This window comes from Streptomyces sp. NPDC020299, from assembly GCF_044387825.1.
Classification (GTDB): domain Bacteria; phylum Actinomycetota; class Actinomycetes; order Streptomycetales; family Streptomycetaceae; genus Streptomyces.
The window spans coordinates 135,109-149,165 of sequence record NZ_JBIRWL010000004.1 but is presented as its reverse complement, the minus strand read 5'-3'; the positions used below and the strand labels follow the sequence as shown (position 1 = coordinate 149,165).

Below are 14,057 nucleotides of genomic sequence, written 5' to 3'. Positions count from 1 at the left end.
GTGGGTGAGCCGGCAGGGATGCCCGGGCCTTTGCACGGCGGGCCGACCGGCGGCGGGTCGGGGGAGGCGGTCTCGGATGCGGCGGGTCATGGTCGTACCTCGCTGTCCAGGTCGCCGGTGCCCGCGGTGGTCAGCAGGGGGGTGCCGGCGAGGAGCTGTTCCACTGTCGGCAGGAAGTCGGGCACCACCACTTCCGCCCCCCACTTCCCGCCCTCCTCCGGCACCAGCAGTTCGGCCACGTCCAGCACGTGGTGGCCTGCCATGGAGGGCAGGCAGCTGCCGCGGGCCGGGCCGATCGCGGCGGCCCAGTCGGCGGGGATCGCCGAGACGCCCTGGGTCGCCCCGGCCAGGGCGCCCGCGACCGCGGCCGTGGTGTCGGCGTCGCGGCCCATGTTCACGGCCGTGAGCACCGCTTCCCGGAGATCGCCGTCGGCCGCCGCGTACGCGCCGAAGGCCAGGGCGACCGCCTCGGGGGCCAGGTCGGTCCAGGGGTAGCCGCCGATGACGACGGCGGAGCGGACCGCGCGTTCCCCGCGGTGGGCGACGGCCACCGCGCGGCGCAGCGAGCGGGCCGTCCAGGAGTCCTCCGGGACCACCGCGAGGGCGGCGGCCACCACGGCGACGGTCGGCGCGCCCGCCATCGCCGCCGCGACCCCGGCCGCCACCGCCTGCCCGCCGTAGATGCCCTCGCCCTCGTGGCTGACCGAGCCGTCGATCGCCACCAGCCGGGCCGCCTCGGCCGGGCGGCCCGCCGCGAACACCCCGAAGGGCGCGGCCCGCATCGCCAGACCGTCGCTCCAGGCGTGCCGGTGCTGGGCGGAGATGGGGGCGGCCAGGCCCCGGCGGAGGTTCTCCAGGGTGCCGCGCTCACTGAAGCCCGCGCCCCGGAAGGGGCCCTCGTGGCCGTCGGCGATCCACTCGTGCCAGGCAGCCTCCACGTGGGCCGGGGTGAGCGCCGAGCCGTGCCGGGCCAGCAGCAGGCCGGAGAAGATCGCGTACTCGGTGTCGTCCGTGCCGGCCGGCCGCTCGGCCACGTACCCGGTGATGCGGCCCCAGCGGGCGCGGATCTCGGAGGGCTTCATGTTCTCGGCGGGTGCCCCGAGCGCGTCCCCGACGGCCAGACCGAGCAGCGCGCCGCGCGCCCGTTCGCGGACCGATGCCCTGGGGGCCGGTGCCATAGGGACCGATGCCATGCGGGCCTCACCTCCGGGGGAGCTCCGCCCGGGCCGCGGAGCCCTTTGCGGAGGTGTCCCACAACAGCGGCCCGGTAGCGCCTCCGAGACCCCCAAGTCACCCGGTCGGCACGCTCGCCACGGTCAAAACCGCAGGTTAGCCCAGCCTTTCCTTGCTGGCGGGGATGGAATTCACGACGTAGGTTCGGTGTTGTCGAAAAATAGAACTCGTCCAAAGTTAGCTTTGGCTAAGCTTCCTGGGGGGACCCCGTATGGCCATCATCGAGACCGAGGCGGTGCTGCACGAGGCGCACCGCGACAACCACACGCACCGGGATGTGAACGGCGGCTGGCTGCGCCCCGCGGTGTTCGGCGCGATGGACGGCCTGGTCTCCAACCTCGCCCTGCTGACCGGCGTCGCGGGCGGTTCGGCCGGCCAGCACACCATTGTGATCACGGGACTCGCGGGCCTGGCCGCCGGGGCCTTCTCCATGGCGGCGGGTGAGTACACCTCCGTCGCCTCGCAGCGCGAACTCGTCGAGGCCGAGCTGGACGTCGAACGCCGCGAGCTGCGCAAGCACCCCCAGGACGAGGAGGCCGAGCTCGCCGCCCTCTACGAGGCACGCGGCGTCGAGCCGGACCTGGCGCGCGAGGTGGCCCGGCAGCTGTCCCGCGACCCCGAGCAGGCGCTGGAGATACACGCCCGCGAGGAACTGGGCATCGACCCCGGCGACCTGCCCTCGCCCCTGGTCGCGGCCGTGTCCTCGTTCGGCTCCTTCGCGCTGGGCGCCCTGCTGCCCGTACTGCCGTTCCTGCTGGGCGCGACCGCGCTGTGGCCGGCCGTGCTGCTGGCCCTCGCCGGCCTCTTCGGCTGCGGTGCCGTGGTGGCCAGGGTCACCGCGCGCAGCTGGTGGTACAGCGGACTGCGGCAGCTCGCGCTCGGTGGTGCCGCGGCCGGTGTGACGTACGCCCTGGGCAGCCTGTTCGGAACGGCCGTAGGATAGTACGACTGCTACTTATGCGATGGGCCGTATGAATAGCCGTTACTTGCTGGTTTCGAATGCTTAATCACCGGGCATGAGCCGTAAGCGCTGCGGGCAATGAGGCCTGCCGTGCACCCGCGGGGCGGGCGAGGACGCTTCTCCCACCCCTCTCCGGCCGACCGACACCGATCTGACCGATCATGTCCGGCTCGGTCCCCACACACTTCCACCACGCTGTGCGGCACCCCCCACCGCCACCTCGTGGTGTCCGCATGTTGGAAGGCAGTATCCGGTTCCCGAGAACCACTCCATCATGTAACCTGCACGAAATTTTGCACTCACGCAGAGGGCCAACGTCGTCCCTCGGCACCTGCACATGCCACTTGACGACGACGGGAGAGCCGATGCGTACGCCGCGCCAGCCGTCCCAGCATTCCGCGAATGGCCAGAACTGGTCCTTCATGGATGCTCGCCCTGCTGCGCAGGGTATGTACGACCCCCGCAACGAGCACGACGCCTGTGGCGTCGGCTTCGTGGCCACCCTCACCGGCGAGGCGAGCCACGCGCTGGTCGAGCAGGCGCTCACGGTTCTGCGCAACCTCGAGCACCGCGGCGCCACCGGCTCCGAGCCCGACTCCGGCGACGGCGCGGGCCTCCTCTCGCAGGTGCCGGACGCCTTCTTCCGCGAGGTGGCCGGATTCGGCCTGCCCGCGGCGGGCTCGTACGCCGTCGGTATCGCCTTCCTCCCCGAGGAGGGGACCGAGGACGCCGTCTCGAAGATCGAGACGATCGCGACCGAGGAGGGCCTGACGGTCCTCGGCTGGCGCGAGGTCCCGGTCGCCCCCGAGCTGCTGGGCGCCACCGCCCGGTCGACCATGCCGGCCTTCCGGCAGGTCTTCGTCACCGACGGCGCCAGCGAGGGCATCGCGCTGGACCGCAAGGCCTTCGTGCTGCGCAAGCGCGCCGAGCGCGAGGCGGACGTCTACTTCCCGTCCCTCTCGGCCCGCACGATCGTCTACAAGGGCATGCTCACCACGGGCCAGCTCGAGCCCTTCTTCCCGGACCTGTCCGACCGCCGCTTCGCCTCCGCGATCGCGCTCGTGCACTCCCGGTTCTCCACCAACACCTTCCCGAGCTGGCCGCTGGCGCACCCGTACCGCTTCGTCGCGCACAACGGTGAGATCAACACCGTCAAGGGCAACCGCAACTGGATGCGCGCCCGCGAGTCCCAGCTGGTCTCGGACCTCTTCGGTTCGGACGACAAGGCCCTCGAGCGCATCTTCCCGCTGTGTACGCCCGACGCCTCCGACTCGGCCTCCTTCGACGAGGTGCTGGAGTTGCTGCACCTCGGCGGCCGCTCGCTGCCGCACTCCGTGCTGATGATGATCCCGGAGGCGTGGGAGAACCACGACTCCATGGACCCGGCCCGGCGCGCGTTCTACCAGTACCACTCCACGATGATGGAGCCCTGGGACGGCCCCGCCTGCGTCACCTTCACCGACGGCACCCAGGTCGGCGCGGTGCTCGACCGCAACGGCCTGCGCCCCGGCCGCTACTGGGTCACCGACGAGGGCCTCGTCGTGCTCAGCTCCGAGGTCGGCGTCCTCGACATCGACCCCGCCAAGGTCGTCCGCAAGGGCCGCCTCCAGCCCGGCCGCATGTTCCTCGTGGACACCGCCGAGCACCGCATCATCGAGGACGACGAGATCAAGGCGCAGCTCGCCGCCGAGCACCCGTACGCGGAGTGGCTCGAGGCCGGCGAGATCGAGCTGGGCGACCTGCCCGAGCGCGAGCACATCGTGCACACCCACGCCTCGGTCACCCGCCGCCAGCAGACCTTCGGCTACACCGAGGAGGAGCTGCGCGTCATCCTGGCGCCTATGGCCAAGGCCGGCGCCGAGCCGATCGGCTCCATGGGCACCGACTCGCCGATCGCGGCCCTCTCCGAGCGCCCGCGGCTGCTCTTCGACTACTTCACCCAGCTGTTCGCGCAGGTCACGAACCCGCCGCTGGACGCGATCCGCGAGGAACTGGTCACCTCGCTGCGCTCCTCGCTGGGTCCGGAGGGCAACCTGCTGGAGCCGACCGCCGCGTCCTGCCGCAGCGTCCTGCTGCCCTTCCCGGTGATCGACAACGACGAGCTGGCCAAGCTCATCCACGTCAACGCCGACGGCGACATGCCCGGCTTCAAGGCGGCGACCCTCTCCGGCCTGTTCCGGGTCTCCGGTGGCGGTGACGCCCTCGCCGCGCGCATCGAGGAGATCTGCGCCGAGGCCGACGCCGCCATAGAGAACGGCGCCCGCCTGATCGTCCTGTCCGACCGCCACTCGGACGCCGAGCACGCGCCGATCCCGTCGCTGCTGCTGACCTCGGCCGTCCACCACCACCTCATCCGTACCAAGCAGCGCACCCAGGTGGGGCTGCTGGTCGAGGCCGGCGACGTCCGCGAGGTCCACCACGTCGCCCTGCTCATCGGCTACGGCGCCGCCGCCGTCAACCCGTACCTGGCGATGGAGTCCGTCGAGGACCTCGTCCGCGCGGGCACCTTCCTGCCGGGCATGGAGGCCGAGAAGGCCATCCGCAACCTGATCTACGCCCTCGGCAAGGGCGTACTGAAGGTCATGTCCAAGATGGGCATCTCGACCGTCGCCTCCTACCGCGGCGCCCAGGTCTTCGAGGCCGTCGGTCTCGACGAGGCCTTCGTCGAGAAGTACTTCAACGGAACGGCCACCAAGATCGGCGGCGTCGGCATCGACGTCGTCGCCAAGGAGGTCGCCGCCCGCCACGCCAAGGCCTACCCCGCCTCCGGCATCGCTCCCGCGCACCGCGCGCTGGAGATCGGCGGCGAGTACCAGTGGCGCCGCGAGGGCGAGCCGCACCTGTTCGACCCGGAGACGGTCTTCCGCCTCCAGCACTCGACGCGCGCCAACCGCTACGACATCTTCAAGAAGTACACGGACCGGGTGAACGAGCAGTCCGAGCGGCTGATGACGCTGCGCGGCCTGTTCGGCTTCAAGACGGGCCTGGAGGGCCGCCGGCCGATCTCCATCGACGAGGTCGAGCCGGTCTCGGAGATCGTCAAGCGCTTCTCCACCGGCGCCATGTCCTACGGCTCCATCTCGCGCGAGGCCCACGAGACCCTCGCCATCGCCATGAACCAGCTGGGCGGCAAGTCCAACACCGGTGAGGGCGGCGAGGACCCGGAGCGGCTGTACGACCCGGCGCGCCGGTCGTCCATCAAGCAGGTCGCCTCCGGCCGCTTCGGTGTGACCTCCGAGTACCTGGTCAACGCGGACGACATCCAGATCAAGATGGCCCAGGGCGCCAAGCCCGGCGAGGGCGGCCAGCTGCCCGGCCACAAGGTCTACCCGTGGGTCGCCAAGACCCGGCACTCGACCCCGGGCGTCGGCCTGATCTCCCCGCCGCCGCACCACGACATCTACTCCATCGAGGACCTGGCCCAGCTGATCCACGACCTGAAGAACGCGAACCCGCGGGCGCGGGTTCACGTCAAGCTGGTCTCCGAGGTCGGCGTCGGCACGGTCGCCGCGGGTGTCTCGAAGGCGCACGCGGACGTCGTGCTGATCTCCGGCCACGACGGTGGTACGGGTGCCTCCCCGCTGACCTCACTGAAGCACGCGGGCGGCCCCTGGGAGCTCGGCCTCGCCGAGACCCAGCAGACCCTGCTGCTCAACGGCCTGCGCGACCGCATCGTCGTGCAGACCGACGGCCAGCTGAAGACCGGCCGTGACGTCGTCATCGCCGCGCTGCTGGGCGCCGAGGAGTTCGGTTTCGCGACCGCCCCGCTCGTCGTCTCCGGCTGCATCATGATGCGCGTCTGCCACCTGGACACCTGCCCGGTCGGCGTCGCCACCCAGAACCCGGTGCTGCGCGAGCGCTTCACCGGCAAGGCCGAGTACGTGGTGAACTTCTTCCAGTTCATCGCCGAGGAGGTCCGCGAGATCCTCGCCGAGCTGGGCTTCCGCTCCCTCGAGGAGGCCGTCGGCCACGCGGAGGCGCTCGACGTCACCCGTGCCGTCGACCACTGGAAGGCGCAGGGCCTGGACCTGGAGCCGCTGTTCCACGTGCCCGAGCTGGCCGAGGGCGCGGTGCGCCACCAGGTCGTCGCCCAGGACCACGGCCTGGAGAAGGCGCTGGACAACGAGCTGATCAAGCTCGCCGCCGACGCGCTGGCCGCCGAATCGGCGACCGACGCCCAGCCGGTGCGCGCCCAGGTCGCCATCCGCAACATCAACCGCACGGTCGGCACCATGCTCGGCCACGAGGTGACGAAGAAGTTCGGCGGTGCCGGTCTGCCCGACGACACCATCGACATCACCTTCACCGGCTCCGCCGGCCAGTCCTTCGGCGCCTTCCTGCCGCGCGGTGTCACGCTGCGCCTGGAGGGCGACGCCAACGACTACGTCGGCAAGGGCCTCTCCGGCGGCCGGGTCGTCGTCCGCCCGGACCGGGGTGCCGACCACCTCGCCGAGTACTCGACGATCGCGGGCAACACCATCGCCTACGGCGCGACCGGCGGTGAGCTGTTCCTGCGCGGCCGCACCGGTGAGCGGTTCTGCGTCCGCAACTCCGGCGCGCTGGTCGTCTCGGAGGGCGTGGGCGACCACGGCTGCGAGTACATGACCGGCGGCCACGCGGTGGTCCTCGGTGAGACGGGCCGCAACTTCGCGGCCGGCATGTCCGGCGGTGTCGCCTACGTGATCGACCTCGACCGCGACAACGTCAACATCGGCAACATCGACTCGGTCCACGCGCTCGACGACGCCGACAAGCAGTGGCTGCACGACGTGGTGCGCCGCCACGCCGAGGAGACCGGCTCGACGGTCGCCGAGAAGCTGCTGTCCGACTGGGACACGGCCGCGGAGCGCTTCACCAAGATCATCCCCAGCACGTACAAGGCAGTGCTCGCCGCCAAGGACGCCGCCGAGCGAGCCGGTCTCACCGAGACCGAGACCCACGAGAAGATGATGGAGGCGGCGATCAATGGCTGACCCGAAGGGCTTCCTGAACCACGGCCGTGAGGTCGCCAAGACCCGCCCTGTCGAAGAGCGCGTCAAGGACTGGAACGAGGTCTACGTCCCCGGTTCCCTGCTGCCGATCATCAGCAAGCAGGCCAGCCGGTGCATGGACTGCGGCATCCCGTTCTGCCACAACGGCTGTCCGCTGGGGAACCTGATCCCCGAGTGGAACGACTACGCCTACCGCGAGGACTGGGCGGCCGCCTCGGAGCGTCTGCACGCGACGAACAACTTCCCGGAGTTCACCGGCCGCCTCTGCCCGGCCCCCTGCGAGTCGGCGTGCGTGCTGGGCATCAACCAGCCGCCGGTCACCATCAAGAACGTCGAGGTCTCGATCATCGACAAGGCGTGGGAGACCGGGGACGTCGCCCCGCAGATCCCCGAGCGCCTGTCCGGCAAGACCGTCGCCGTCATCGGCTCGGGCCCGGCCGGCCTGGCCGCCGCCCAGCAGCTCACGCGGGCGGGCCACACGGTCGCGGTGTACGAGCGCGCGGACCGCATCGGCGGCCTGCTGCGCTACGGCATCCCCGAGTTCAAGATGGAGAAGCGGCACATCAACCGCCGCATCGAGCAGATGCGCGCGGAGGGCACCCGCTTCCGTACGGGCATCGAGATCGGCCGCGACCTCAAGGCGACCGACCTGAAGAAGCGGTACGACGCGGTGGTGCTGGCGGTCGGCGCGACGACCTCCCGTGACCTGCCCGTGCCCGGCCGCGAGCTCAAGGGCATCTACCAGGCGATGGAGTACCTGCCCCTGGCCAACAAGGTGCAGGAGGGCGACTACGTGGCGCCCCCGGTCTCGGCCGAGGGCAAGCACGTCGTCGTCATCGGCGGCGGTGACACCGGCGCGGACTGCGTGGGCACCGCCCATCGTCAGGGCGCGGCCTCCGTCACCCAGCTGGAGATCATGCCCCGCCCGAACGACGAGCGGCACCCGACGAACCAGCCCTGGCCGACCTTCCCGATCCTCTACAAGGTCACCTCGGCCCACGAGGAGGGCGGCGAGCGCATCTACTCGGCGTCCACCACCCACTTCGAGGGCGACGAGGACGGCAACGTGCAGTGGCTGCACCTGGCCGAGGTCGAGTTCGTCGACGGCAAGCTGACCCAGAAGCCGGGCACGGAGCGCAAGATCCCCGCCCAGCTGGTCACCCTCGCCATGGGCTTCACCGGCACCGACCGGGAGAACGGCCTGGTCGAGCAGTTCGGCCTGGACCTCGACGAGCGCGGCAACATCGCCCGCGACGCCGCCTTCCAGACCAATGTGCCGGGCGTGTTCGTCGCCGGTGACGCCGGCCGCGGCCAGTCCCTCATCGTCTGGGCCATCGCGGAGGGCCGCTCGGCAGCCCGCGGCGTCGACCGCCACCTCACCGGCGCGAGCGACCTGCCGGCCCCGATCCGCCCGACGGACCGTTCGCTGATGGTCTGACGCGCCCCCCGAAAGAACGTCCCGTACAAAGGCGTACGGGCGGGCCGTCTGGGGGATGCCCCCAGACCCCCGTAGACGGCGCCTGCCCCAGTCCCCGACCGGACGCTGGGCAGGCGCCGCCGCCTTTCTCAGGTCAGTTCGGAGACCTTCGCCCAGGCCAGCACCAGCAGCAGCGCCAGCAACCCCACGCACACGCCCGCCTGCACCAGCGTCCGCCGGCCGTCCCGCGGCGCGTACGCGTACGCCAGTGTCACCACGCCGCCCGCCAGCAGGCCGCCGAGGTGGCCCTGCCAGGAGGTCAGGCCGGCGGAGATCAGCAGCCACACCAGCAGACCACCCATGAACCGGTTGACGGTGTCCATGTCGGAGCCGAGACGGCGGGCCATGACGTAGTAGGCGGCGCCGAGCCCGAAGACCGCGCCGGACGCGCCGACCACGAGGTCGTGCGGGGCGATCAGCAGGACCAGGACCGAGCCGCCGAGCGCGGACAGCAGATACAGGGCGAGGTAGCGGACGCGGCCCAGTTGCCCCTCCACGACCCGGCCGATGTTCCACAGCGCGGCCATGTTCATCAGGATGTGCAGGATCCCGAACGTGCCGTCCGTGGGCGGGCTGTGCAGGAACGCACCGGTCAGGAGGCGGTACCACTCGCCGTGCGCGACACCCTCCGGGAGGTAGCCCGCCGGCACGGTGCCCAGCATCCCGAACCGGACCACGACCGACGGCCGCACCAGCTCCGCCAGGTACGCGAGCACGTTCAGCCCGATGAGCACGTACGTCACCAGCGGCACGGCCGTGATCCGGCCGCCGAACGCCGTCCGTGCCTGGCGCACCGACCGGGCGCCCTCCTTCACGCACTCCGCGCACTGGTGGCCGACGGCGGCCTCCCGCATACAGGCGGGGCAGATATAGCGGTCGCAGCGGGTGCAGCGGACGTGGGACTCCACCTTGGGGTGGCGGTAGCACGTGGTGACGGTGGACTCGGCTGACTCGGGCGCCACGGCCGGCTCCTCGGGAAGGTTGGGGACGGATGAGCCGGTGGGGACGGCGGCGATCAAAATAGCGAACGACGCGGCCAGGATGGGAAGGTGGGGCCATGGTTGCGATCAGTCTCAGCAAGGTGGAGCAGGCCGCGCCCGCGCTGGTCAGCCTGTACAAGAGCGCCGGGGCGTCCCTGGCCCGGCACGGGCTGGACGGGCTGCGGGCCGCCGTCTACCTCGTGGTCGACTACTCCGGTTCCATGAAGCCGTACTACGCCGACGGCAGCGTGCAGGCGCTGGCCGACCGCGTGCTGGGCCTGTCCGCCCACCTCGACGACGACGGCCGGGTGCCGGTGGTGTTCTTCTCGACCGACATCGACGCCGTCTCGGACATCTCCCTCGCCGACCACCAGGGGCGGGTCGAGCGGATCGCGGCCGGACTCGGGCACATGGGAAAGACCAGCTACCACCTGGCGATGGACGCCGTCATCGACCACTACCTCGACAGCGGCTCCCGGCACCCCGCCCTCGTCGTCTTCCAGACGGACGGCGGCCCGATCAACAAGCTCGCCGCCGAGCGGTACCTGTGCAAGGCGGCGAAGCTGCCCCTGTTCTGGCAGTTCATCGGCTTCGGCGATCCCGGCAGCAAGCAGTTCCAGTTCCTGCGCAGGCTCGACGAGCTGGCGGTGCCGCAGAAGCGGGCCGTCGACAACGCCGGCTTCTTCCACGCGGGCACCGACCCGCGGACCGTGCCCGACGCGGAGCTGTACGACCGTCTCGTGGGCGAGTTCCCCATGTGGCTGGTGGCCGCGCGGGCCGCGGGGATCGTAGCGGGCTGACGGGGACTCACCAGCGGCCGACACCCCGCTTGAGCACCAGGTCCCGGCACTCGTCCGGGCCGCCCCAGGCGGTGCGCAGGGCCCGGGCGCGGGTCAGCCAGAGGGACAGGTCGTACTCCGCCGTGTAGCCGATGGCGCCGTGCAGCTGGAGCGCCGCACGGGCCGTGGTGTACGCGGCCTCGCACGCGCTCAGTTTGGCGGCGGCCACGTCCGCCGGGTCCATCGTCAGGGCGGCGCCGAAGAGCAGGGGGCGGGCGAACTCCAGGGCGGTCTTCGCGTCGGCCAGCCGGTGCTTCACCGCCTGGAAGGAGCCTATGGGGACGCCGAACTGGGTGCGCTGTCCGACGTAGCCGACGGTTCTGTCCAGCAGCGCGAGTCCGATGCCGAGTGCCTGCGCGGCGGTGGCCAGCCGGGCCCAGGTGACGGCCCGCGCCAAGGGCGGTGCCGGGGTGAGGAGTTCGCCGCCCGCGGTGAGGGTGGTGAGGCGGCGCGCGGGGTCCAGGCAGGCGCGGGCCGGGCCGGGGCCGGGGGACAGGCGCAGGCCGTCGGGGCAGAGAGCGAGGTGGAGGGTCGCCGCGTCGCCGTCCAGGGCGTACTCCGTCACGGCGACCGTGGCCATCGTCTCGCCCGCGACGAGCGCGGGCAGGAAGCGCTTGGCCAGGCCCGGCTCGGTGAGCAGCGCGGCGGCCGCCACCGTCTCCACCAGCGGTCCGGGCACCGCGTGCCTGCCCAGCTCCACGAAGGCGACCGCGAGTTCCACGGGCAGCGGGCCCGTCCCGTCGTACGCCTCCGCGACCGCCAGCCCGAACACCCCCGCCTCGGCGAGACGGGCCCACAGCGCGCGCCCGCTCCTGTGGTCGCCGCGGCCCCAGTCCCGGATCACCGACGGGGTGTCGGCCGCCGTCAGCATGGCGTGCAGCGAGCGGGCGAGGGCGCGCTGCTCGGTGTCGAGGAGGAAGCGCATCAGCGGCGTCCCTTCGGCAGGCCGAGCAGACGCTCGGCGACGATGTCCCGCTGGATCTCGTTCGTGCCCGCGTAGATGGGGCCGGCGAGCGCGAACACGTACCCCTCCGACCAGGCGGAGTCCGTCATCTCGCCCTCCACGCCGAGGAGGTCGAGGGCGGTCTCGTGCAGCGCCAGGTCGAACTCGGACCAGAAGACCTTGTTCAGGCTGGACTCCGGGCCGAGGGTGTCGCCGTCGAGGAAGCGGGAGGCAGCCGCGTAGGTGAACAACTGGTAGGCGCGGGCCCCTACGAGGGCGTCGGCCACGCGGGCGCGTGCGGAGTGCGGACCGCCCTGTTCCCGCCACAGGGCGTGGAGCCGGCCGGCGGCGGCGAGGAAGCGGCCCGGGGAGCGCAGGGTCAGGCCGCGTTCGTTGCCCGCCGCCGACATCGCGATCCGCCAGCCCTGGCCGGGCTCGCCGATCACGTCCTCGTCCGGCACGAACACCTCGTCCAGGAACACCTCGGCGAAGGCGGGCTTGCCGTCCAGACGCCCGATCGGACGGACCGTGACGCCGGGCGCGCGCAGGTCGAACATGAGGTAGGTCAGGCCCTGGTGGGGTTTCGGCGTGCCAGGGTCGCTGCGGAACAGGCCGAAGGCCCGGTCGGCGAACGCGGCCCGAGACGACCAGGTCTTCTGCCCGCTGAGCAGCCAGCCGCCGTCGGTGCGTACGGCACGGGAGGTGAGCGAGGCCAGATCTGAGCCCGCCTCCGGCTCCGACCACGCCTGCGCCCAGACCACCTCGCCGGTCGCCATGGGCGGCAGCACGCGCGCCCGCTGCTCCGCCGTGCCGTGGTCGAAGAGGGTCGGGGCGAGCAGGCTGATCCCGTTCTGCCCGACCCGGCCCGGCGCGCCCGACGCCCAGTACTCCTCCTCGAAGACCAGCCACCGGACCAGGCCGGAGTCCCGCCCGCCGTACTCCGCGGGCCAGTTGACGACCGACCAGCGGTCCGCGGCCAGTTCGGCCTCCCACGCGCGGTGGGCCGCGAAACCCTCCGCCGTCTCCAGGGACGGCAGCGGGTCGGCGGGCACATGCTCCCCGAGCCAGGCCCGGGCCTCGGCGCGGAACCGCTCGTCGGCCGGAGCGTGGGTGAGGTCCACGATCGGGTCACCGTCCTTCCCCGTCACTCCCCGTCTTCCCTAACAAGTGTTTGGTAGGTTAGCGTGGCCCCATGACAGGCGTCGAGAGCCCGGCCTACGTGCCCGGGCACGGGCTGCTGAAGGGGCGCACCGCCGTCATCACCGCGGCGGCCGGAGCCGGGATCGGCGGGGTGACCGCCCGCCGGTTCCTGGAGGAGGGCGCACGCGTCGTGATCAGCGACGCGCACACCCGCCGCCTCAAGGAGTACGAGGCCGAACTGAGCCGGGAGTTCCCGGGCGCCGTGACGGCCGTACCCTGCGACGTCACCGACGAGTCCCAGGTGCGGGCCCTGTTCGACACCGCCGTGGAGGAACACGGGCAGCTGGACGTCGTCGTCAACAACGCCGGGCTCGGCGGAACCTCGAACCTCGTCGACATGACCGACGAGCAGTGGTCCCGCGTCCTGGACGTCACGCTGAACGGCACTTTCCGCTGCGTCCGGGCGGCCCTGCGTGCCATGAAGGAGACCGGGAGCGGCGTCATCGTCAACAACGCCTCCGTGGTCGGCTGGCGCGCCCAGGCCGGGCAGGCGCACTACGCCGCCGCGAAGGCCGGGGTGATGGCGCTGACCCGGTGCGCGGCGGTCGAGGCGGCCGAGTACGGGGTGCGGGTCAACGCGGTCGCTCCGAGCCTCGCCATGCATCCGCACCTGGTGAAGGTGACGACGCCCGAACTGCTGGCGGAACTGACCGCACGCGAGGCCTTCGGGCGGTACGCCGAGCCCTGGGAGGTGGCCAACGTGATCGTGTTCCTGGCGTCCGGCTACTCCTCGTACCTGACCGGGGAGGTCGTCTCCGTGAGCAGCCAGCATGCCTAGGACAATGGTCCCGTGCCGACCAAGAAGAAGCCCCAGGTGACCGCCGCGAGCAGGCCCGCGGCCGCCGCCGCTCACGATCGCCGCCGCGAACTGCTGGGCACCGCCGCCGAGGTCTTCGCCGAGCAGGGCTACAACGCCACCACCGTCCGCAAGATCGCCGACCATGCGGGCATGCTCGCGGGCAGCCTCTACTACCACTTCGACTCCAAGGAATCGATGCTGGAGGAGATCCTGCGGACCTTCCTCGACGAACTCTGGCGCGGCTACGACACCGTCCTGGCCGCCCGGCTCGGCCCGCGCGAGACGCTCGAGGCGCTCGTCACCGAGTCCTTCCGGGAGATCGACCGGCACCGCGCCGCCGTCGCGATCTACCAGAAGGAGAGCAAGCAACTGGTCGCGCAGGAACGGTTCACGTTCCTCGCCGAATCGCAGCGCAAGTTCGAGAAGGCGTGGCTGTCCACCCTGGAACGCGGGGTCACCGCGCACGTCTTCCGGGCCGACCTCGACGTCCGGCTCACCTACCGGTTCGTCCGCGACACCGTGTGGGTCGCCGCGTCCTGGTACCGGCCCGGCGGACAGCACAGCCCGGAGGAGATCGCCCGGCAGTACCTGTCGATGGTGCTGGACGGGATCGCCGTACGCGAATAACCCTTAT

General features: G+C 71.6%; 10 protein-coding genes. 6 read left to right on the top strand and 4 right to left on the bottom strand.

Annotated elements, in window-relative coordinates; all coding sequences use genetic code 11:
- Nucleotides 1–86 precede the first annotated feature (86 nt).
- The gene (locus ACH45E_RS12020; protein WP_361437274.1) at nucleotides 87–1,193 is read right to left on the bottom strand and encodes an ADP-ribosylglycohydrolase family protein; all 1,107 of its coding nucleotides are present in this window, start codon (nucleotides 1,191–1,193) and stop codon (nucleotides 87–89) included.
- A 251-nt stretch (nucleotides 1,194–1,444) separates the two neighbouring features.
- Between ACH45E_RS12020 and ACH45E_RS12015 the strand changes: the two genes are divergently transcribed.
- The 3 genes from ACH45E_RS12015 to ACH45E_RS12005 all read left to right on the top strand — a co-directional run bounded on the left by ACH45E_RS12015 (nucleotide 1,445) and on the right by ACH45E_RS12005 (nucleotide 8,623).
- Complete coding sequence (locus ACH45E_RS12015; RefSeq protein ID WP_361437272.1) at nucleotides 1,445–2,176, top strand: VIT1/CCC1 transporter family protein; 732 nt, start codon at nucleotides 1,445–1,447, stop codon at nucleotides 2,174–2,176.
- 383 nt (nucleotides 2,177–2,559) lie between these two features.
- A complete protein-coding gene (gene gltB, locus ACH45E_RS12010) occupies nucleotides 2,560–7,167 on the top strand; it encodes a glutamate synthase large subunit (RefSeq protein ID WP_361437270.1) in 4,608 nt (1,535 codons plus the stop codon).
- Nucleotides 7,160–8,623: a glutamate synthase subunit beta gene (locus ACH45E_RS12005; protein WP_361437268.1), complete on the top strand. Its 1,464-nt coding sequence runs from the start codon at nucleotides 7,160–7,162 to the stop codon at nucleotides 8,621–8,623. Before gltB ends, ACH45E_RS12005 begins: the two co-directional genes overlap by 8 nt.
- 128 nt (nucleotides 8,624–8,751) lie before the next feature.
- Here the strand turns inward: ACH45E_RS12005 and ACH45E_RS12000 are convergent, their stop codons facing one another.
- Entirely contained in the window at nucleotides 8,752–9,624 is an 873-nt protein-coding gene (locus ACH45E_RS12000) for a rhomboid family intramembrane serine protease (protein WP_361437265.1), read from the bottom strand.
- 95 nt (nucleotides 9,625–9,719) lie between these two features.
- Between ACH45E_RS12000 and ACH45E_RS11995 the strand changes: the two genes are divergently transcribed.
- The gene (locus ACH45E_RS11995) at nucleotides 9,720–10,442 is read left to right on the top strand and encodes a VWA domain-containing protein (RefSeq protein WP_361437263.1); all 723 of its coding nucleotides are present in this window, start codon (nucleotides 9,720–9,722) and stop codon (nucleotides 10,440–10,442) included.
- 7 nt (nucleotides 10,443–10,449) lie between these two features.
- On the opposite strand, the gene ACH45E_RS11990 is transcribed toward ACH45E_RS11995, so the two are convergent.
- On the bottom strand, nucleotides 10,450–11,406 hold the full coding sequence (locus ACH45E_RS11990; protein WP_361437261.1) for an acyl-CoA dehydrogenase family protein: 957 nt from the start codon (nucleotides 11,404–11,406) through the stop codon (nucleotides 10,450–10,452).
- Nucleotides 11,406–12,545, bottom strand: coding sequence for an acyl-CoA dehydrogenase family protein (locus ACH45E_RS11985; RefSeq protein WP_361438200.1), 1,140 nt, complete (start codon nucleotides 12,543–12,545; stop codon nucleotides 11,406–11,408). Before ACH45E_RS11985 ends, ACH45E_RS11990 begins: the two co-directional genes overlap by 1 nt.
- A gap of 71 nt (nucleotides 12,546–12,616) precedes the next feature.
- Between ACH45E_RS11985 and ACH45E_RS11980 the strand changes: the two genes are divergently transcribed.
- A complete protein-coding gene (locus ACH45E_RS11980; protein WP_361437259.1) occupies nucleotides 12,617–13,402 on the top strand; it encodes an SDR family oxidoreductase in 786 nt (261 codons plus the stop codon).
- A 12-nt stretch (nucleotides 13,403–13,414) separates the two neighbouring features.
- On the top strand, nucleotides 13,415–14,050 hold the full coding sequence (locus tag ACH45E_RS11975; RefSeq protein WP_361437256.1) for a TetR/AcrR family transcriptional regulator: 636 nt from the start codon (nucleotides 13,415–13,417) through the stop codon (nucleotides 14,048–14,050).
- Nucleotides 14,051–14,057 lie beyond the last annotated feature (7 nt).